Origin of the sequence: Paraburkholderia nodosa (assembly GCF_001718195.1) — a bacterium.
GTDB lineage: Bacteria > Pseudomonadota > Gammaproteobacteria > Burkholderiales > Burkholderiaceae > Paraburkholderia > Paraburkholderia nodosa_A.
Genome location: NZ_MCNV01000002.1, coordinates 287,448 through 307,560, shown reverse-complemented (window position 1 = coordinate 307,560; position 20,113 = coordinate 287,448). Strand labels below are relative to the sequence as shown.

The following is a 20,113-nucleotide window of genomic DNA, read 5'->3' as shown; positions in this document are numbered from 1 at the left end:
CACACTCACTAGCCCGGCATCCGCAACATTCAGACGATTGGGACAGGCGCGCCCGCCCGAACGGCGCGGTGGCTTCAGGGTATGGCGGCGTGGCGGACGGCTCGTCGGCGGCAGGCGCCGGTGCGGCTACGGTTTCGTCCCGGCAGGACACGCCCGGGCTCGGTCCGGTCTACGCGCATTAACGCGGGATGTATCGGTGTACTGACCTTCCGGCGCCGAAGGAACGATGCGGTAGCGCGGCAGCGCCGAGGGCTCCCCGGCGATATAGACGGCGGCCGGCCGGTGCAGATAGAGCACAGTCACGCCCTGCGCAATCCGGTTGCCGGGATCGTAGCCTTCCGCGTGGATCAGAACGTTGGTGAGTTCCTTGACGAGGCCGGCTTCCGCTTCGGGTGTCAGGGCATCTTCGGGCCATAGTGACACAGCATCGCGCCGTGCCGCGATACGCGTCACCACGACGCCGGTTCGGCGACCACGCATCGGTTTTTGCCTTGCCGTTTCGCTTCGTAGAGCGCACGGTCGGCGAGCCGAAACGTTTCGGGTACACCGATTAGCTCCGAGATGCTCGAGACCCCAATACTGACCGTTACCCTGTGTCCGGAAATTCGCGCCGCCGCTACGGTGCCGCAGATTTCACGTGCGAGGGTTTTGGCGCTTTGCTGGTTGCCCGGGAAGATCACGCCGAACTCTTCGCCGCCAAGGCGACCGCAAAGGTGCGGGCTGGCGCTTTCCTCGATGGTGCGCGCCACGGCGGCCAGGACCTCGTCGCCGGCGTGGTGCCCCGCGGTGTCGTTGATTTGCTTGAAGTCGTCGACATCGATGAGCAACAGCCAGAATTCCTCACTGGACCGGCGGTCCTGGCATTCATTGACCTCCAGCATGAAGCTACGGCGATTCGCAATGCCGGTGAGTGTGTCCCTGAATGCGAGTCGTACCAGTTCGCGCTGTACCAGAAATGTCTTTTTCCGCTCCTGTGTAAACAGGAGATTGAGCAGGAGACCGAGCGCAAGGGCGGCGAGCGCAAACAGCAAAATCCAGTTGCGGTCCTGTGAGGACATCAGCGCGACCACCTCGCCGTGGGAGATGATCAGCCAGACAGTCAGTGCACTTGCGAGATAGTTGAAATACCCGGAGATCACCGGGGCCATGCCCACGTTGATCGCCACGCCGATCGGCAGGACCCAGAACGCAGGATTGCCGGTGCCGGGCATATTGGAGTGAAACGCCAGTGCCACGAACGCTGCGCATGCGAACCGGCCCAGCGCGTCCATTCGCAGTCCCCGTGAGGCGTACGTCATGCCCATCGCGAGGAGGATGCCGCTGGCGGCTACCAGCGTGCCCGGCACATCGAAGCGCGCATGGGGATTCGCGAATGCCCGGGACATGAGCCACGACACCAGCCCGAAGAGTTGGACCGCCACAGCGAGAAGGCGCGAACTTTCCGCCGCACTCTCCAGGAAAAGACGCAGCTCTGTGGCGTCCCGAAAACTGCGTCGTTTCTCGAGAAACCGGGTTCTTCCCGCGTACGGCATGCCAGCGACCATCACCATTCAGGAACATTTGGATTCGCCCCCGGTATAACGACACGGCTGCGATTTCCTTTAGCCTGGCATGGCCCCATCCCGAGCAGGCCGCGGCGCGGCAATTGCGCGGAGCAACCGATGGGACACCCTAGCCAAAGCGGGCATCCAGCCATCGCTTCGCCCAATTTTCTGCGTAGGCAATCGCATCCTCGCGCGCGTCGAATCCCGCGAGATCGCCGCTGGAATGGACTTCGCACTCGCTCCCATCGATTCGCCTGGTGCTGATGCGCACGTGCGCCATGTATTCCCCATCCGCCCGGCGTGGCGTTGGGTCGATATGAAAGCGGTCTGGATCTGAACGCATAGGTCTCTCCCTGAATCCCAGTGAGGAATCCGCAAGCCGTCCGAATCTTCGGCCGGCGGTACTCGTGGTCTGCGATGGAGGGGAGCGGCGCGATCCCTGAGAAGTGGCAGCAGGAGGAGCGGCGGGATCGGTCGCAGTCGACGGATGTTTTCATACTACGCCGCCGCCTTCATTTGTACAGCGATAGTTTCGACCGGCATCCTCACGCGTTCCGGACCCGCGTGCGCGTCGAGAGCAGGCCATTGCGTCGCGGATCGTAGGTCGACAACAGCGATCCTGAACGCGGCTGCGTCAGGTGCAGCAACATCCCAGCCGGCGTCAGCGGCAAACCTGTGCGAGGCATATACTGGGCTGGTCGCGGTGCCAGCCTTGCCATTCGTTGCGGCCGATTGCGGCGAATCCGGAGAGGGGCATCATGAACGACCCATCGACCGAGGAACTCGAGCTTCTGACCGCAGACCTTCACCTCGCGGAAGCTCGACGGCGGCTGGCGGCGCTCACGGTGTGCGTCCAGCGTCAGCGGGAATGCGGCACCGCCAGCGTGGCAGGAGAAGACTTGCTTTGCGTGATGCGCGACATCATGCAGACCATGACGCTGCACCGCGAACTGCTCAGACGCGAGGTCGAGCATCAGCGCAGGCTTTCATGCGATGGGCGCGCACGGTGGCCGATGAGCTGAACAGTCATTCCTGCGTCAGTGCTGGCAAGCGCCTGACATGAGCCGCGAATCGGGGACGTGTGCTGTGTTTTAGGATGCCGTTCGCTTTCAGGGGCGATGTATCGCGCAACGGTCGATTGCGTTAGCAAACCTGGCCTAGTGGCGCGCGAACGGCGTCAAAGCACGCGGGACGTCTCGCCTGCCGAAATGCCGATGTTTCATTGCGCACGCAATCATTGTTGACAGAAATCGAGGGAAACCTGCGATTCGTTCACGAGATAGTTTTTTGTTTTATTCGACTGTCGGTAATCGATTGAGAACGACGTTAAATAACAAATTTTCGAAGAATGGATAAGCCACTCAAATCGGAAAAATGTTGCACAACGAAATAAGTCACTGGATTTTTAGCTTGCGGCTTAAACAAAAGCGACTATCATCAGTTAAATCGATTTCCGAGCCGAATCTCCCAACGTCAGCGGAGACTGTGTCGGTATGAGGGAAGGAGATGACTGACACATCAATTCCGGTCAATCTGATTCACTGGATTCTGGCAACACTTTCGATCGTCGCGCTGCTCGTCTTTCTCGTGCCGCTTCGCTGGCGCGCGCCTGAGGCCGGTCCGGGTGCAATGTTCGTGGCGGGTTTGATCGCCTTTTTCGCATTCCGCACTCCACTTGGGACATTGACTGTCGCAAGCGCCAAGGGCGTATGGGACGCCATATTCATCCTCTACGTTATGTGGCCGGCATTGTTGCTCTATCAGATCACCAAACAGGCTGGCGGATACGACGCCCTCCGGCAAGGGATTTCCCGCTTTAGCCGGAATGAATTGTTCGTCATTCTCGGGCTCGGCTGGGTCTTTTCATCGTTTCTTCAGGGTATCGCGGGCTTCGGCGCGCCGATTGCCGTTGTGGCTCCGCTTCTGCTCGCAATTGGCGTCAGGCCGGTTTATGCAGCCGCCATTTCGATCATTGCGCATGCATGGGCCCGGTTCTTCGGCACGCTTGGCGTCGGCTGGCTGGCGACCTTGCAGGTGGCGGATGTACAGGACGTGACGCGGGCCGCATTCGAATCCTCGCTACTGCTGTTGATTCCCACCTATTTTGGTGGACTGCTGATCGTATGGTTGTACGGACGCTGGGCCGCAGTGCGTCATGCATGGCCGCTTGTCCTGATTCTTGGCACGATACTCGGCTTTGGGCAACTGATTTTCGCGTTCCTGAGCCCGGAACTCTCGACGTTCCTCGCGGCGGCCATTGCGATGATCGCACTGTACCCGCTCTCCCGCTGGCGCCGTTTCAGCGAGCCGGTTCCGCAAGCCGATGTGCCGGAGCGGCCCGCAATGGACGAAACGGCGGTCCGTACCGAGTCGGACGCGAGCGAGCCGGTGATGAGCATCGGCATGGCTTTTCTGCCGTATGTCGTGCTCACGGTCGTCACGCTGGGTATTTTGCTGATCGATCCGCTGAATAACGCCTTGCGGCAGTTCCGTATCGGTCTGCCGTTTCCCGAAGTGACCACAGGGTTCGGCGTGACGAACGCGGCGGTCACACGTTATGCGCCGTTTGCGCCGTTCACCCATCCGGGCACGATGCTGCTGATATCGGCCATCATCGTGTGGATCGTGTATCGCGCGAATGGCTACTACGGGGCGTGGCAGTCGCGTCATGGCAAGGAGAACCTCGGGCGCTCGCTCATCGTGGATGGCGTGCCCGCGTCGCTGCCGGTCATCGCGTTCCTCGTGACGAGCCGGGTTCTCGATCACAGCGGACAGACCATGGTGCTCGCGCACGGTATTGCCGACGCCTCGCCCCCGCTCGTCTACGCGGGCATCGCCAGTGTGATTGGCGCGCTTGGCGCGTTCATGACGTCGAGCAGCACCGCATCGAACGTCCTGTTCGGCGGCTTGCAGAGCGACGTCGCGCATTTGCATTCGCTGCCCGTGGAGGCGATCGTGGCGGCGCAGGCCGCAGGCAGCGCCTACGGCAACGCCATCGGCCCCGCGAATATCGTGCTGGGCACCAGCATCACCGGTATCAAGGGGCAGGAAGGCGCGGTCATGAAACTCGCCATCCCGTGGACGATCATCGTGGCCATCCTCACCGGGATAGGCACGATTGTTCTCGTCATGCTCGCGTGAGGTGATCGGCATGGACAAGCTCGTGGCAGAAACGGTGGCGCTGATCCTGATGTTCCTCGCCTTTCCGCTCACCAGCAGGGGCGCGACCACCGGTAACACGCTGCTGCTGAGCCTCGGCCTGCTATGCGTGATTGCCGGCGGCGCGCTGCCGATCATCACGCGGTTCATGGATCACTCCAAAGACAAGGTCAGGGACGCGGGCGTCGAGTTCGACGATCGAGCTTCCTGATCGACTCGCCGCTTTCGCGCGTTGGAGCGTGTCGCTTTGCCGGATCAACATCACGGGAGCGCATTCATCATGAGTCATCCAAACGGCCCTCGCACCGGTCGGCCGCCCACCCGCGCACCCCAAGGGATGGTGTCGACTCCTCACTATCTCGCCAGCCAGGCTGGCCTTACCATGCTGCAACGCGGCGGCACGGCAGTCGATGCCGCGATTGCCGCGAACGCCGTGCTGTGCGTCGCGTACCCGCACATGGCGGGACTGGGCGGCGACGGATTCTGGCTGATCGCCGACGGCAAGAGCGAGCAGGTGTACGCCATCAATGCGAGCGGACCCGCTGCGCAGCAAGCCACACTGGCCCGCTATCGGGGCAGCGCCGGCGCCGACGAAATCGCGGCGCGCGGGCCACAGGCCGTGCTCACCGTGCCGGGCGCGATTGACGGGTGGCGTCTTGCCCACGAGCGCTTCGGGCGGTTGACATGGGCGGACCTGTTTGGGCCGGCGTTCGGCTACGCTCGCGACGGCGTGCCGGTGAGCCGCTCGCTCGCGGACTGGACTGCGCAGGACGTGCCGATCCTCACGAAATATCCCGAAACCGCGGCGGTGTTCCTGCCGGGCGGCCGCGTGCCGGCGGACGGCGAACGGCTCGTGCAAAGTGCACTCGCACGCTCGCTGCAGCATCTCACCGATCACGGCGCGCGGGCGGGATTTTACGAAGGCGATCTTGCTGCACGGATCTGCGGCGCGATCGGTCAGGCGGGCTCGCCGCTGCAGGCGGACGACTTCGCCGCGTATCACGCGCAGTGGGTGACGCCGATCAGCACGACGTACCGGGGCAATACGGTGTATGAGCTGCCCCCGAACACCCAAGGCTTCACGCCGCTGCAAATCCTGAATCTGATCGAAGGCTACGACGTCACCGCGTGGGGCGACGGCACGGCAGACTACTATCACCACCTCGCCGAAGCGGTGAAGATCGCGTTTGCCGACCGCGAGGAGTGGCTGACCGACCCGGATTTCGTCGCGATACCGGTGGACGAACTCATCTCCAAGGCGTATTGCGACGAGCGCCGCAAACTGCTGGACCCCGAACGCGCGCTCGACATCGCAACCGTGCCCGCGGGCATTGCGTATCAGCATCCGCACGAGCGCCGCGCGCCGGACGGCGACACCTGCTACTTCTGCGCCTCGGACAAGGACGGGATGGTCGTGTCGCTGATCCAGTCGATTTATCACGACTTCGGCAGCGCGGTGATGGGTGGCGACACCGGCATCATCATGCAGAATCGCGGCGCGTTCTTCTCGCTGGACGAGCATCATCCGAATAGTCTGCAGCCGGGCAAGCGAACCTTCCATACGTTGATCCCGGCGCTGATGTCACGCGACGGCAAGCCTTGCCTCGCGTTCGGTTCGATGGGCGGGGAAGGGCAGCCGCAGACGCAGGCGGCGCTCGTCACGCGGATCGTGGACTTCGGCTACGACGTGCAGCAGGCCATCGAAGCGCCGCGCTGGCTGATGGGCCGCACCTGGGGCACCAAATCGCGCAACATGTCGCTCGAGGGACGCATCTCCGACGAAGTCGTGCGCGAACTGAAACGCCGGGGTCAGCCCGTGCAGATGGTCACGCACTGGAACGACAACATGGGACATGCGCACGCGATCCGGGTCGATCGCGAACAGGGCTTTTATGAAGGCGGCGCCGATCCGCGCGGAGACGGCGCGGCGCTGGGCTACTAGCTTTCGCGGCTGCTGACGGCGGACTAGTGCACTGTGAAGTCGCACGAAGGGTCGAACACATGAACCCGATGATCGTTACCTCGCTCATCCTCGCTGTAACGATGGTGCTGTTCATCTGGAACAAGCTGCCGGCGGCGGTGGTCGCCGTCATGTCGCTGCTCGCGCTCTACCTTACCGGCGTGCTGACGATGCACGAGGCGTTGGGCGGATTCGGCGATCCGCTCATCGTCTTCATCGCCGCGCTGCTCGGCGTCGGGATCGGCCTCGAGACGACCGGCGTGGGCACGTGGGCGGGCCAGTGGCTCATTCGTCATGCCGGCCAGAGCCAGAAACGGCTCATCGCTTCGCTGCTGATCCTGTCCGCGATCTCGACGGCATTGATCGGCATGAACGGCGCCGTTGTCGCGATGTTGCCGATCGCGGTCATCGTCTGCGTACGCACCCGGCTCGAGCCTTCCCAACTGATGATGCCGGTGTCGATTGCGTGCCTGACCGGCGCCAAGCTCACACTGCTAGGCAGTCCTGTGAATGTCATCGCGGCGAGCGCGGCCGATGCGGCAGGCGGCGCGCCGATCCGTTTCTTCGAATGGTCGATTGTCGGCCTGCCGCTTTTCGCGGGCAGCCTCGTCATCATTCTGGTGCTGGGGCCGCTCTTGCTGCCCAAACGCAGTTCGGGATCGCTGCCAGCCGATTTCAGCCAGCATGCGCATACGCTCGTCGAACAGTACCGCATGGCCGAGGACGTGTGCCGGCTGCGCGTGCGAGCGGGCTCGCCGTTCGTCGGCAAGACGGTGGGCGATATCGATCTTTCGCAATACCCGGGCCTCAGCGTCCTCGGGCTCATGGACGAAGAGGATGCGGAGCTGGGCGGCCAAGCCGCGCTCGAGGGACAGCACCTTCTGGTGCGCGGTGACGCGCAGGTTGTCGCCCGGCTGGCAAACGACCTGCACCTCGCCATTCGCGAGCCGTACCGGGAATCGCAGGCCGTGACCAACGCGTTGTTCAACCGTACGTCAGGCCTTGCCGAAGTGGTGATTCCGCAGCGCTCCGCGTTGATCGGTCAAGCCGTGTTTCCGGGTATGGCGACGCACGAAGGAGACCTGATCGTCCTTGCCGTCCAGCGGGGTGGGGAAGACGTGCCGGGACCCTCCACGCATCTGCTCGCCGGCGACCATCTGCTGTTTCGTGGCACATGGGAGGCGCTGGACAAGCACTTCTCCGACCCGCAGATCCTGATGGTCGATGCGCCGCAGGCCGTCCGGCGCCAGACTGTCGCGCTCAGTCGCGGCGCTCGCGAGGCGCTCGTCATTCTCGCCGTGCTGGTCGTGCTGCTTGCGACCAATGTCGTGCCGGCCGCCGTGGCCACGCTGATCTGCGTGACGGCGATGGTGCTGACACGCGTGATCAAGCTGAGCCAGCTGTATTCCATCGACTGGAACACCTGCGTGCTGGTCGGTGCACTGATCCCGCTCGCCACTGCCATGTCGAAGACCGGACTCGCGTATCTGCTTGGCGACTACGTGATCCAGATCGTCGGCTCCGGCGGTCCACGCGCCGTGATGGCGGGGCTGTTCGTCGTTGCCGCCGTGCTGACCCAGGTCATCTCCAATAACTCTTCCGCGCTCGTGACCGTGCCGATTGCGGTTGCCACAGCGCGGGAACTTGGGGTATCCGCGACGCCGTTCCTGATCGCGGTCGCGCTGGGCGCGGGCGCAGCCCACCTCACGCCAATGAGCACGCCGGTGAACATCGTCACGTACGGGCCGGGTGCCTACGCGTTCGGCGACTACTGGAAGATCGGTGCGCTGATCGTGTTGTGGTCGATGGCGGTGGTCGTGTTCATTGCGCCGTTGTACTGGCGCTTCTAGTCAGGCATGGGTTGGGGCGCTATTCGGCGTCCGCCTTCATTTCGCGCAGATGCTTGTAGACCGTCGCGCGCCCCATGCCCAGCACCTTCGCCACATAGTTGGCGGAACTCTTGCCCTTGAACGCGCCTTCGGCGTGCAGCGCCTCGACCAGTTCGCGGCGGTGTTCGCGCGTGAGCGAGTTGAGCGCGATCTGCCGCTCGCGCAGCCAGCCGTGCAGAAAGGTGTTGATGCGCTCCTGCCAGTCGTCCCTGAATAGCTCCTCGGGCTGTGCGATTACGCCTGCGCCGCGCAGGAAGAGGTTGAGCGTGGCCTGCATGTCGTCGAACGCGGCGATGTTGAAGTTGATGCACATGACACCCGCCGCGTGCCCTTCGTCGTCGAACAGCGCCGTGCTCACGCAACGCATGCGCCGCCCGTCCCAGTTCACCTTCTCGTAGGGGCCGAGCAGCTTGTTGCGCGTGGTTTCCTCGACGTCTTCGAGTGCGGAGTCGTCGCCGACCTCGCGCTTCGAGAGATTGTTCGAGAGATACGCCACGGTCTGGTCCGAGAGGTCGTGAATCACGACCTCCGCGAACGGAAAGAACAGCGTGGTGATGCTGTCCGCCACGTGCGCGTAGCGCGCGAGCAGCAGGTCGCGCGCGGACTTCGGGCTGGCGGTCTTCTTCACGCGGGTTTTCTCGTCTTCTCGTTTCGGCATCGGCGTGGAACCGGGTTGCGGCAGAAAGGACATCGATGATACTGCGTTCGCTCGACGCCGCGCATCAACGGGCATCAGCTTGCGCTTTGCAGATGCTCGTACAGCGCGTTCGCGACGGCGATGTCTTCGAGGCCAAGGCCGATCGAGCGGAAGAACGCGTGGCGCGCGTACGCCGGGCGCGGGCAGGCGTCGTTGGCGAGTTCCGCGAGATCGCCCGCGATCGCATCGGGCGACCAGCCGTGCTCGCGCGCGGCCAGCACCATTTCGCCCGCGCTTTGCGGCGTGGTGTGGCGATAGTCGCAGTACACGTCGAGCGAGGGCAGCGCGGCCGGATCGATTTCATGCGCGTGTGCGACGTTCGTGCTGATCGAGGTGATGAGCGCGGGTTTCGTGAGCGTGTCCAGCGCGAGCACGGGCTTGCCGGACGAGGTGCACAGCATCACTACGTCGGCGTCGTGCACGCAGGCATCGGGCGTTTGCGCCACGCTTGCCCGTGCGTCCAGCGCACGCAGTTCGGCCTGGCGTTGTGCGTCGCCGGCGAGCTTCGGCGAAAACACGCGAATGCTCTCCCACGCGCGAAGCGGCGCAACGTGACGAAGATGCGCCAGCGCGACCGCGCCCGAGCCGATCACGGCCAGGCGTTTCGCCTCGCGCGACGCAAGGTGGTCGACGGCGAGCGCCGTGGTGCCCGCGGTGCGCTCGGTAGTGAGCAGCGCCGAGTCGCACCACATGAGCGGCTGGCCCGTTTTCATCGACATCAGCGCGGTCCAAGCCGTAATGATGGGCGGCTGGCCCTCGGCGCCCACGATGTACGGCGAGAGCTTCGCGCCGAACACGCCCGCTTCGGCGAGCACGCCGAGATAGGTGATGAAGTCGCCGGCCTGCTTCGGGAACAGCGTCAGGGTTTGCGGCGGCTGCACGGCATCGCCGCGGCCGAGCGAGGCGAACAGGCGGGCGAGTTCGCCTCGCACGTCGAGGCTCGGCAGGGCGGCGCGCACCTGGGCGGCGTCGACGACGAGCGGCGCGGCGAAGGCTGGGGACATCTCGTTCATGTTGGGGCTCCGGAGTCGCGGTTTAGACATTTTTGTCCATTCTAGACTTTATTTTTATTTTTCGTCTATATTCCTCCTGCGGCCGCGGCCCTCGTGAAAGGGCGCCGCACGAAGCGCAGCACACTTGAACAGACACTTATTACGAATTGGGTGACGACGATGAACAGGAAGATGATTCGCTTTGCGGCTGCGGCCAGCCTTGCGTGCCTCGCGGGCATGACGGCGGGCGCGGCGCACGCGCAGGACCCGAAAACGCTGCGCTTCGGCGTGGAGGCCGCCTATCCGCCGTTCGAGAGCAAGACGCCTTCGGGCGATCTGCAAGGCTTCGACATCGATATCGGCAACGCGGTGTGCCAGAAACTGCAGATGAAGTGCGTATGGGTGGAGAACAGCTTCGACGGCCTGATCGCCGCGCTCGAGGCGCGCAAGTTCGACGTCATCAATTCGGCCATGAACATCACCGAGAAGCGGCGTCAGCAGATCGCCTTCACGCCCGCCATCTACGTGATGCCGATTCAGATGGTCGCAAAGAGCGGCTCGGGTCTGCAGCCCACGCCCGCGAGCCTGAAGGGCAAGTCTGTTGGCGTGCTGCAAGGCTCGACGCAGGAAGACTATGTCCGCAAGCACTGGGGCACGCAGGGCGTGAACGTCGTCACCTACGAGAACCAGGACCAGATTTTCGCGGACCTCGCGGCCGGGCGCCTGGACGGCGCGGTGCAGGAAGTGCAGACTGCCACGGACGGCTTCCTCTCGAAACCGCAGGGCAAGGGCTTCGAATTTGCGGGCGCGCCGCTCAAGGACCCGGCCACGCTCGGCGAAGGCACGGGCTTCGGCATGCGCAAGGACGACGCGGCGCTCAAGGCGAAGGTGGTGGCCGCGATCGATTCGCTGCGCCAGGACGGTACGCTCACGAAGCTGTCGATGAAGTATTTCGGCCGCGATATCGTCGCGAAGTGATGTCGATCACTTTGGAATCCAGAGCAGATTCATGAGAAAAAGCGCGATCGTTCTCGGTGCGGGCATCGTGGGCGTGAGCGTCGCGCTGCATCTGCAGGCGCGCGGCGTGCAGGTCACGCTCGTCGACCGGCGCGGGCCCGGCGAGGAAACGAGCCATGGCAATGCGGGGTTGATCGAGTCGTCGTCTGTGGTGCCGTATGGCTTTCCACGCGATTGGCGCACGCTGCTGCGCCTCGTGCGCAACGACTCGACCGTGCTGCGCTACGACGTGCGCTCGTTGCCCGCCTACGCGCGCTGGCTCGCGTCGTTCTGGCGCGAGTCTTCGCCGGCGCGCCTCGCGCACGCTGCGCGGGACATGCTGCCGCTCATCGAGCGCAGCGTAGCCGAGCACGACGCGCTGATCGCGCGCGCGGGCTTGCGCGATATCGTGCGGCCCATCGGCTGGCTCGAAGCGTGGCGCTCGCCCGCCGGCTTCGAGCGCGAAATGCGCGCGGCGCAGGGCATGGCCGACGCACACGGCTTGCATGTGCAGATGTTCGACGCGCCGGGCCTCATCGCACTGGAGCCTTCTCTGAGCGCGGGCTATGCGGGCGCGATTCACTGGATCGATCCCGCGAGCGTGGCGGATCCTGGCGCGCTGACGAAGGGTTATGCGCAACTGTTCCTGCGTGAAGGCGGTGCCTTTGCACAGGGCGACGCGCGCACGCTGATGCCCGACGGCAAGGGCTGGCGAGTGCAGACCGACGAAGGACCGGTGAGCGCCGAGCTTGCGGTCGTGGCGCTCGGCCCCTGGTCGGATCTCGTGACGCAGCCGCTCGGCTACCGCGTGCCGCTCATGGTCAAGCGCGGCTATCACATGCACTACGCGAGCGAGGCGCGTACGCCGCTCGTGCGTCCGGTGGTGGATATCGAAGGCGGTTATGTGGTCGCGCCGATGCGCCGCGGCCTGCGTCTGACCACGGGCGTAGAGCTTGCCACGCGCGAGCGTCCGCCCAACTACGCGCAGCTCGACGCCGCCGAGCGCGAGGCGCGCCCCGTGTTCGGCCTCGGCGCGCGGCTGGACGAAACGCCGTGGATGGGCCTGCGCCCCTGCACGCCCGACATGCGCCCGCTGCTTGGGCCTGCCCCGCGCCATGCGGGACTGTGGTTCGCATTCGGTCACAATCATCATGGGCTTACGCTCGGGCCCGTCACGGCGCGCCTCGTCGCCGAGCAGATCGTCGGCGAAACGCCGTTCATCGATCCCACGCCGTATTTGCCCGCGCGATTCGGCTAAAGCGCGCGTTGGACCGATAGCCACCCGGACCGCGGCGACCAGATAGTCGCCGCGCTCGATCGCCTCCAGTTACACGAGTGGAATGTCAATGTCGGTCTGTCACTCGTCCTGCGGCGTTTCCGGAAACTCACTCAAATTTTGAAAGACAGCGGGTGGGCGCGCAGTTCTTGTCCGCTTGCAGGATCTCGACTCTCAAGTTTCACTCACTGTTGCCGATAATCCGTCCGGGGTGACTCCCGCAAAGTAAGCATCGAACATGATCTGCGAAGCCTGAGCCATGGCCGAATGGCGCCGGCAGTTGGAAGATGAATTGAAAGGATTGGAGAGCGGCGGGCACGCTCCTGAACGTATGGGTACAAGCCCCAGGCAATCGAGGCCCGGCCGCTGAAAGTCAACGCGTAGGGAAGGGGGGGAATTCGTGATAAACGGTGGGGGCGCTAACGTACGGGGGCCGTCCGGCCGGATATCTGGTGTCCAGGTATCCGCGTGCCACACGCGCGAGACCTTTACCCATCCATCTTTTCGCGATTCACGGATTCTCTATGCTTATCAAGAACGTCGCAGTCAGTCTCCCTTCGAGGGTCGTCACGAACGAAGAAGTCGTCGATATGATCCGGTCCCACTCTACCGCTTTCGATGGCGACATCGACAGGACCGTGCGAACCATCAAGACGCTGCTTGACCGCAGCGGCCTGGTCCATCGTCGCTGGTGCGACAGCCATGAGTCGCCCATCGATCACGTTGCGATGGCGACGCGCAAGGTGTTATCGGAAACCTATCTGAGGCCGGAGCACATCGAGCTGTTCATCTTCGTCGGCATCGGTCGCGGGTTTCTCGAGCCGGGCAACAGCCACATGATGGCGAGCACGCTCGGCTTTGGAAACGCCGAATGCTTCGATGTGGTCGATGCCTGCATGAGCTGGACGCGGGCCATGTCGATCGTCGACAGTCTCTTCAAGACTGGCCAGTATAAGAACGCGATGATCGTGAATGCCGAATTCAATATGCTCGCTGGGGGGCCGCTCTATCCTTCGAATTTTGCGCTCAAGCATCACGCCCAGGTCGAATATACCTTGCCGTCGTTTACGATAGGCGAAGCGGCGACGGCCACGCTGGTGGTGGCGAAGGAGCCGGATAACTTCAGCTTTGCGTTTCGCGGCAAGCCGGATGTTTCGGACCTGTGCACGATTCCGATTCCTGGTTACGAGGGGTATTGCCACCCCACCGACCGTATCGGCAAGAACGGCGAAATGCGGTTTACCTCGTTCGGCCACGAACTGCACAAAAATTCAGATGAGCTTACCGAAGTCTTCTCCAGACTCTCTGTTCCCAAAAAAGACATCGACATCGTGTTTACGCATGCCTCCTCCAAGGCCGCGTGGCACGGTTACGGCGTGAAGGCAGGCATCGACGATAAGATGTATCACATCTATCCGGATACCGGGAATCTCGTTTCCGCGTCGATTCCGGCTGCGATTTCAATGGCCAAGGAGACGGGGAAGCTGAAGCGCGGAGACAGGGCGTTGTGCTGGGTCGGCAGCGCCGGCATGTCGTTCAACGTGAGCAGCTTCCTGTTCTGAGGCTCGGTATCAGTCTAACGAGAACGATATGAAAGGCATGGCAGGAGGCGTTCGCTATCTGATGCAGCGGGTCCGCGACGCGTATGGATTGTCGGACCTTAGCGTGCTGGCGGTGGGCGTCATCGGGACCATCGGGCATCCGCTGTACTGGTTGTGGTGGACGTACATCGACCCCCAGCCCAATGAAAGCACGCTGATGCGCGTTATCGGCGCGCTCGCCTGTCTGCTGTTGCTGCTGCGCCGCTTCTGGCCCGCAGCAGCAGTGCCTTTCCTGCCGTGGTATTACTTCCTGACGGTAGCTTATACGCTACCGTTCTTTTTCACCTACTACCTGATCACCGGCCACTATTCGATGATCTGGTCGATGGCGGAAGTCGGGATGATGTTTTTCCTGATCGCGATTTTTCCGTCGTTCGTCGCGCTGGCGCTGAACCTCGCGCTCGGGGTTGGCCTCGCCATCCTCTGCGCGTGGATCGTCACTCCGGAGTCCCTCCACGTCGACGGCCACTTGCTGCTCTACACCTACCTGCCGGTTTTCGCGTTCGGCATCTGCGCGGGCCTTACGTTCAGCTACAGCAACATGCGGGGGATTACGGCGCAGGCCAAGAACGGCGCACTTCGGGCGCTTGCGGGCACGATCGCCCATGAAATGAGGAATCCGCTCAGCCAGCTCAGGTACGTGCTCGATCGCGTCGAGGAGGCGCTGCCCGCGATGGCCGAGTCGAAGCCCTCGCCGGCGTTGCCCGTCGACGCAGTGGCTTCGCTTTCGCAGCACGTCGCGCACGGACAGCTGGCGATCGACCGCGGGCTCAGAATCATTGCGATGACGCTCGATGAAGTCAGCGCCAAGCCCATGCAGTCGGACAATCTCAACTATGCGAGCGCGGCGGAGGCGACACGCAAGGCGATCGACGAGTACGGTTTTGGCGGCAGAAAAGAGCGCAGCCGCGTCAAACTGATGGTCCTCGAAGACTTCACCTTCAAGGTGGACGAGACCGTCTATCTGTTTACCTTGTTCAATCTGATCAAGAATGCGCTGCATCACATGGCGGCGCATCCCACGGCAACGCTCACGCTGACTGTCGACCGGAACAAGGTGATCGTTCACGACACGGGACCGGGCATTGCAGCCGAGATGATGTCCCATCTGTTCGAGCCTTTCCGCACCCAGGGAAACTCTGCCGGCACGGGTTTGGGGCTTGCTTACTGCCAGCGTGCGATGCGCTCGTTCGGCGGCACGATCGAGTGCCGTTCGGAACCCGGCAAATTCACCCAGTTTACGCTCGAGTTTCCGGCTATACCCGAGAGCGAAATCGCGGCTTACCGGCAGACGCTTCTCGCGCGCGCCACGGCGTTCTTCAGCGGGAAGACGATACTGTTTGTCGATGATGACGCGGTGATACGCGAGAAAGTCTGCCATGCGTTTTCAGGGGTGGGCGCCCGGGTGGTCGAAGCGCAGAGCGGTGAACGCGCGCTGACGCTCCTTCGAGAGCGTTCCGCCTACGATCTCGTGCTGATGGACATCAATATGCCGGGTCTCGACGGCTACACGACCACGGAGAAGATCCGTTCCGATGCCGACCTGGCTGGCGGCGGCCTTCTTGTGGTCGGTTATACGGCCGAAGCTCACAACCTGGCTCGCGTGCTCGCGAAGGGCGCCGGCATGGACGCAACGATCAGCAAGTCCATACGCATGGTGGAGCTGGTGAGTACGCTGCAAAAGCTCATGGAAAGCGGCGATCGCCATTTGCGCCACCCGCGCTTCGATGGATTCGCGGGCAAGACGATTCTCGTCGCGGACGACGACACCTACAGCCGGATGGTCGCGAAGAGCTATCTGGAGCGATGTGGCGCCAGCGTCGTGGAGGCGGAAAACGGACAGGGCGTGATCGCGCGTCTGCAGGGCGGTGGCAATGTCGACGCCATCGTGATGGACATGAACATGCCCGGCATGAATGGCGTGGAGGCGGCGGGGTGGATTCGCGCCCGCGTGGACGAGTATGGCGAGATGCCTATCGTGGCCCTGACCGGCCAGTCCGATATGGCGGCAGTCAGGACCTGTCTCGCAGCGGGCATGAATGAGGTCATGACGAAACCGGTGCAGGTCGGCGTGCTCTATGCGTGTCTCGCGCGACAGTTTGCACACTCGCGCGTGGCGAGCGCCCCGGAGAAACGCGAGCGGCCGGCGGTGCCGGTCATGCAGGTTGCCAATCGAGCTGCAACTCGGGCCGCAACTCGGGCAGCGATCGCGGAAAGCGACCTGCTCGATGAGGCGCATCTCGACGAACTGGCTTCGCTCGACATGCTGGATCAGACCTTCCTCAAGGGCATTGCGCAAATTCGCTCGCTTCTCGCGCAGCTTGCAACTAGCGTTGAGGCCGGTGACATCCGGGCGGTGCACGCGACGCTGCACGTTCTGCTAGGTATCAGCGGGAATATCGGCGCGAAAGCGCTGCACCTGTATGCGAAGCAGATCTATCCGCGGGTCCTCGATGGCCAATGGCCGGACGAGACCGACTGGTTCGAACAGACCACCGCGCTGGGAAACCGCTCGGCCGACGCGCTGCATCGATATTTTGTGGCTGCGATCAGCCCGGCCGATCAGCCGGGTGTATCGAGCGAGGACTGAGGTTCTAGCGGCCGTTGCGTGTCAGTGGCTTTCGCGCGTTCCTTGCGGGTGCCGAAACGCATGGTGACGATTGTGGTTTGCGCAATCAGTGCGATCGTCGCCAAAGGCGTGTTCAACTCGTGCGCGAGGAACGCGAGCGTTTCATCCATCGCCAGCAATTCATGCTGACGCGTTTCACGCTCGGTCCACTGCGCAATCGCCTCGCGCAGCGTCTCGCGTACCGTGTCGATCCGCAGCGGCTTTTCGATGATGCGAAATACGCCTCCCGTATTCACGGTCCGCAACAGCATGTCCTTGTCGGCGTAAGCGGTCACCAGCATCCGCACGATCCGGGGATAGCGTTGGGCGGCTTCGCGCAGCAGTTGATCGCCGTTGCTGACCGGCATGCGGAAGTCGGTCACCAGGACTGCGATGTCCGCGCCGTGCTCCTCGAGTATCTCGATGGCTTCGTCCGCGTCGCGTCGCGTCGCTCAGACGATGACGTTTTCGCCGAGCGTGGCAAGCGATGGCCGCGGTAGCGGGCTGCCGTCGGCGAGTACACGGGTGATGCTTTCTGCATCGAGCGGCCTGCTGAAGCGGAATCCCTGCGCCTCCACGCAACCGAGCGCGAGCAGAAACTCCTGTTGCGCGAGCGTCTCCACACCTTCTGCGATGACGGATAAACCGAGCGCTTGCGCAAGCGTAACCATCGCCTTCACGATCGCACCCGTGTCCGTTTCCCCGATGCCTTGCACGAACGCACGGTCGATCTTGATGCGATCGACCGGCAGCGCGCGCAACTGACTCAGGCTCGAGTAGCCCATGCCGAAATCGTCGATGGCAATACGGATACCCGCGCGGCGAAATTCGTGAAGGCGGCGCGCGGCGATCTCCGGTTGCTTCATCAATGCAGTCTCGGTGACCTCGAGCTCGAGCATCGTCGGATCGACGCCTGTCTCCTGCAGAATGGTTTGAAAAGTCTCGACCATGTCCGTGCGTTGCAACTGAAGCGGCGACAGATTGACCGACAGGCGCACGGGCGCAATCCCCATGTGCCTCCAAAGCGCCGACTGCCGGCAGGCCTCATGCAGCACCCACTCGCCGAGTATCGCGACAAATCCCGATGCTTCCGCCATCGAGACGAATTCGGCCGGGGCGACGTCGCCGTATATCTCATCGTGCCAACGTACCAGTGCTTCGACGCCGAGCACGCGGCCGTTGCGCATGTCGACCTGTGGCTGGTAGTACACGCGCAGCGTCCCTGTTTCGATCGCCTTTCTGAGACGCGCCGAAAGGATGAGCTTTGCGTCGGCGTTCTCGCCCATTTCAGGCCGATAGCGATCCCAGCAATTGCGGCCATGACTCTTGGCCGCGTACATCGCCATGTCCGCGCACGAGATCAGCGTTTCCACATTGTCTCCGTCCGCGGGAAACACGCTGATGCCGACGCTGGCGCTCACCACGAGCTCGTTCCCGCCGACGAGCATTGGTTTCGCAATTGCCGCGAGTACGGCATCGGGAAGATCGAAGCGCGCGTCGTCCCGCCCGCGCGGCGCAACGATCATGAACTCGTCGCCGCCGTAACGACCAAGCATGTCGCCCGGTTGGGCGCAGGCCCGCAGACGACCGGCGACTTCGACGAGCAGCTGATCGCCGACGCTGTGCCCGAGCGCATCATTGACGGTCTTGAACGTGTCCAGGTCAAGGAAAACAACGTATACGGATTCGCCGTGGCGGGCGGGGTCAGTCAGGACTGCCTGCAATCGTGCGCTGAGCGCCGAACGATTCGCGAGCCGGGTCAGGCTGTCGCACTCGCTGAGTTCGCGCAAACGGCGCGAACGATCGAGAAGCCTGGTCGACACGTCATGGGTCGTTTTGGCGAACAGGAGTGGATAGATGAAGATGATGGGCAGCCACACCGGCGCGATCCGTACGTCCAGCGGCGTGGTGGCGATACCGAAGATTGCGGCCCCGGCGATCAGGCCCGCCGCACTCGCACCCACACCGGCCACGAAGAGCGGCCAACCACCCACGGCCATGGTGTCGAGCGCAAACATCAGCAGGATGACGACGGTTGCAACCGGTTCGAAATGAACCGCCGCGGCCAGCCAGCCGCCGAACGCCGAATCGAACAGCAGGTTCCATTTCTCTTTGCGGAGGGCGTCGTCAGTGTTGTTGCGTACCCGCGAATAAGCGACATGCGGCCAGACGAGACAGATGACAAGGACGCCAACGAAGAGCTGCGCTGGCGCACGTTGCACGTGCAGCAACGCCAGGACGGGTATGGAGCCGATCGCGTAGCCGAGGACCCTGAGAACATAAATGCGGCGCAAAATGCCGGCGGTCCAGAACTTGTCGCCCCTGGCGGACGTAAGCACGTCGTCTCCCCGATTCAAATCATATGATTTCGTGAGCATAGACCAGATCGGACTCCGGGATGCGGAGAACTGATTCCGACCCCTGGGCGAACCGCAGCTGCGCCGACGTCTTCGGGTCCCAGCCTGGCCTTCGCGTTATGTGCGTATCCGCACCACGGAGTTTTCCCAATATATGGAAAATCCGCTTGCGTTCCATCGCGGAACTCCTAGACTGACAACTTGCGATTCGAGCCGCGATCCCACTCACTAGCCGCACTGCACGGAGTGCCCATGCGACTGACCATCCTGATCAATGGTTCTGACCCGGCAGTCAATCACGAATTCGCCCTTGTGTGGATCGATCTCGACCAGAAACGCTGGTCGCGCGAGTCACATGAAGGCGTCGACCTGCCTTCGTGGGGCGACGTCCGCGCCGGCGGCGACGAGACGGTCTTATGCGCTCCGCAAACCGATGCACCCCTTTGCATCATGCGCGGTCTGAGCCTGAACGAACGGCAGGAAGTTCACTCGGGCCATGGCGATGCGAGCTGGCCGGACAACAGCGCGTGCAACGAAACGGCTTGGCAGTGGCGCTTGCAGGCTGTTGACCGTAAATCGGTGCGCGCCGCGAATTCGCTTTTTGCCTGCTAGTCGTTGGCAAGACGGCTCTGTGAGCCATCGCCGATGCCGTGTGCCATTACTCCTTCAATGTCGCGAGTAGCCGGTCGATTTCGTCGAACTGGCTTTTCGACAATTGATGGCTTTGCATGATTTCCTGCAAGCGCTTTCGCCAATAAGCCGGCGGCAAACGCGACTCGTTCAGGTCCTCTGCAGACAATCGCTGAATCACGGATTTGATGTGGAGGATATCGCTGTGAGCGGCTTGCGACGACCAGGTACCCGACTTTCTCGGTTGGCCGCCACCGTCCAAACCCCTTTCTGACACTGTTCCCATCTTTATTTGCCGTCGGAATATGGCGCCGCGCATACATGCCCCGAGCGCGTCACCGGCCCTACGGCCTCCTGTTGTCATTTACCTGGGTGAGGCACGCCACGAATCAGGCGTCCTGTAT

Annotated in this window: 16 protein-coding genes and 1 pseudogene; 10 read left to right on the top strand and 7 right to left on the bottom strand. The window is 62.9% G+C overall.

What is annotated here, in order from left to right:
* Positions 1 to 126 precede the first annotated feature (126 nt).
* The 3 genes from BFD71_RS04705 to BFD71_RS42010 form a co-directional block, all read right to left on the bottom strand.
* Positions 127 to 456 (bottom strand): hypothetical protein, encoded by a 330-nt coding sequence (locus BFD71_RS04705; protein WP_256094490.1) that lies wholly within the window; start codon positions 454 to 456, stop codon positions 127 to 129.
* Positions 450 to 1,550 (bottom strand): GGDEF domain-containing protein, encoded by a 1,101-nt coding sequence (locus BFD71_RS04700; protein WP_083245061.1) that lies wholly within the window; start codon positions 1,548 to 1,550, stop codon positions 450 to 452. Before BFD71_RS04700 ends, BFD71_RS04705 begins: the two co-directional genes overlap by 7 nt.
* 121 nt (positions 1,551 to 1,671) lie before the next feature.
* Positions 1,672 to 1,887, bottom strand: a complete 216-nt coding sequence (locus BFD71_RS42010; protein ID WP_069262118.1) for a hypothetical protein — start codon at positions 1,885 to 1,887, stop codon at positions 1,672 to 1,674.
* 415 nt (positions 1,888 to 2,302) lie between these two features.
* Between BFD71_RS42010 and BFD71_RS04690 the strand changes: the two genes are divergently transcribed.
* From BFD71_RS04690 to BFD71_RS04670, 5 genes are all read left to right on the top strand, one after another.
* Positions 2,303 to 2,566 (top strand): hypothetical protein, encoded by a 264-nt coding sequence (locus BFD71_RS04690; RefSeq protein ID WP_069262117.1) that lies wholly within the window; start codon positions 2,303 to 2,305, stop codon positions 2,564 to 2,566.
* Between the two features lie 484 nt (positions 2,567 to 3,050).
* Positions 3,051 to 4,685, top strand: a complete 1,635-nt coding sequence (locus BFD71_RS04685; protein ID WP_069262116.1) for an L-lactate permease — start codon at positions 3,051 to 3,053, stop codon at positions 4,683 to 4,685.
* Positions 4,686 to 4,695: 10 nt separating this feature from the next.
* A complete protein-coding gene (locus BFD71_RS04680; protein ID WP_069262417.1) occupies positions 4,696 to 4,914 on the top strand; it encodes an EmrB/QacA subfamily drug resistance transporter in 219 nt (72 codons plus the stop codon).
* 69 nt (positions 4,915 to 4,983) lie between these two features.
* Positions 4,984 to 6,645 (top strand): gamma-glutamyltransferase, encoded by a 1,662-nt coding sequence (gene ggt / locus BFD71_RS04675; protein ID WP_069262416.1) that lies wholly within the window; start codon positions 4,984 to 4,986, stop codon positions 6,643 to 6,645.
* Positions 6,646 to 6,704: 59 nt separating this feature from the next.
* On the top strand, positions 6,705 to 8,513 hold the full coding sequence (locus BFD71_RS04670) for an SLC13 family permease (RefSeq protein ID WP_069262115.1): 1,809 nt from the start codon (positions 6,705 to 6,707) through the stop codon (positions 8,511 to 8,513).
* A 19-nt stretch (positions 8,514 to 8,532) separates the two neighbouring features.
* Here the strand turns inward: BFD71_RS04670 and BFD71_RS04665 are convergent, their stop codons facing one another.
* Positions 8,533 to 9,180 carry a helix-turn-helix transcriptional regulator gene (locus BFD71_RS04665; RefSeq protein ID WP_069262415.1) on the bottom strand — a complete coding sequence of 216 codons (648 nt, stop codon included), beginning with the start codon at positions 9,178 to 9,180 and terminating at the stop codon, positions 8,533 to 8,535.
* 104 nt (positions 9,181 to 9,284) lie between these two features.
* Positions 9,285 to 10,253: an ornithine cyclodeaminase family protein gene (locus BFD71_RS04660; protein ID WP_370684251.1), complete on the bottom strand. Its 969-nt coding sequence runs from the start codon at positions 10,251 to 10,253 to the stop codon at positions 9,285 to 9,287.
* A 168-nt stretch (positions 10,254 to 10,421) separates the two neighbouring features.
* Between BFD71_RS04660 and BFD71_RS04655 the strand changes: the two genes are divergently transcribed.
* From BFD71_RS04655 to BFD71_RS04640, 4 genes are all read left to right on the top strand, one after another.
* Positions 10,422 to 11,219 (top strand): ABC transporter substrate-binding protein, encoded by a 798-nt coding sequence (locus BFD71_RS04655; RefSeq protein ID WP_069262113.1) that lies wholly within the window; start codon positions 10,422 to 10,424, stop codon positions 11,217 to 11,219.
* Positions 11,220 to 11,250: 31 nt separating this feature from the next.
* Entirely contained in the window at positions 11,251 to 12,495 is a 1,245-nt protein-coding gene (locus BFD71_RS04650; protein ID WP_069262112.1) for an NAD(P)/FAD-dependent oxidoreductase, read from the top strand.
* A gap of 542 nt (positions 12,496 to 13,037) precedes the next feature.
* Complete coding sequence (locus BFD71_RS04645) at positions 13,038 to 14,075, top strand: 3-oxoacyl-[acyl-carrier-protein] synthase III C-terminal domain-containing protein (RefSeq protein ID WP_069262111.1); 1,038 nt, start codon at positions 13,038 to 13,040, stop codon at positions 14,073 to 14,075.
* A gap of 28 nt (positions 14,076 to 14,103) precedes the next feature.
* Positions 14,104 to 16,704: an ATP-binding response regulator gene (locus tag BFD71_RS04640; RefSeq protein WP_069262110.1), complete on the top strand. Its 2,601-nt coding sequence runs from the start codon at positions 14,104 to 14,106 to the stop codon at positions 16,702 to 16,704.
* A gap of 74 nt (positions 16,705 to 16,778) precedes the next feature.
* Here the strand turns inward: BFD71_RS04640 and BFD71_RS04635 are convergent.
* Positions 16,779 to 17,159, bottom strand: a pseudogene (locus tag BFD71_RS04635) (response regulator); the annotation flags it as partial.
* A 15-nt stretch (positions 17,160 to 17,174) separates the two neighbouring features.
* Positions 17,175 to 19,100: a putative bifunctional diguanylate cyclase/phosphodiesterase gene (locus BFD71_RS04630; RefSeq protein WP_083245059.1), complete on the bottom strand. Its 1,926-nt coding sequence runs from the start codon at positions 19,098 to 19,100 to the stop codon at positions 17,175 to 17,177.
* 231 nt (positions 19,101 to 19,331) lie between these two features.
* Here BFD71_RS04630 and BFD71_RS04625 point away from each other — a divergent pair, with 231 nt between their 5' ends.
* Positions 19,332 to 19,691: a DUF3564 family protein gene (locus BFD71_RS04625; protein ID WP_069262107.1), complete on the top strand. Its 360-nt coding sequence runs from the start codon at positions 19,332 to 19,334 to the stop codon at positions 19,689 to 19,691.
* Positions 19,692 to 20,113: the final 422 nt, after the last annotated feature.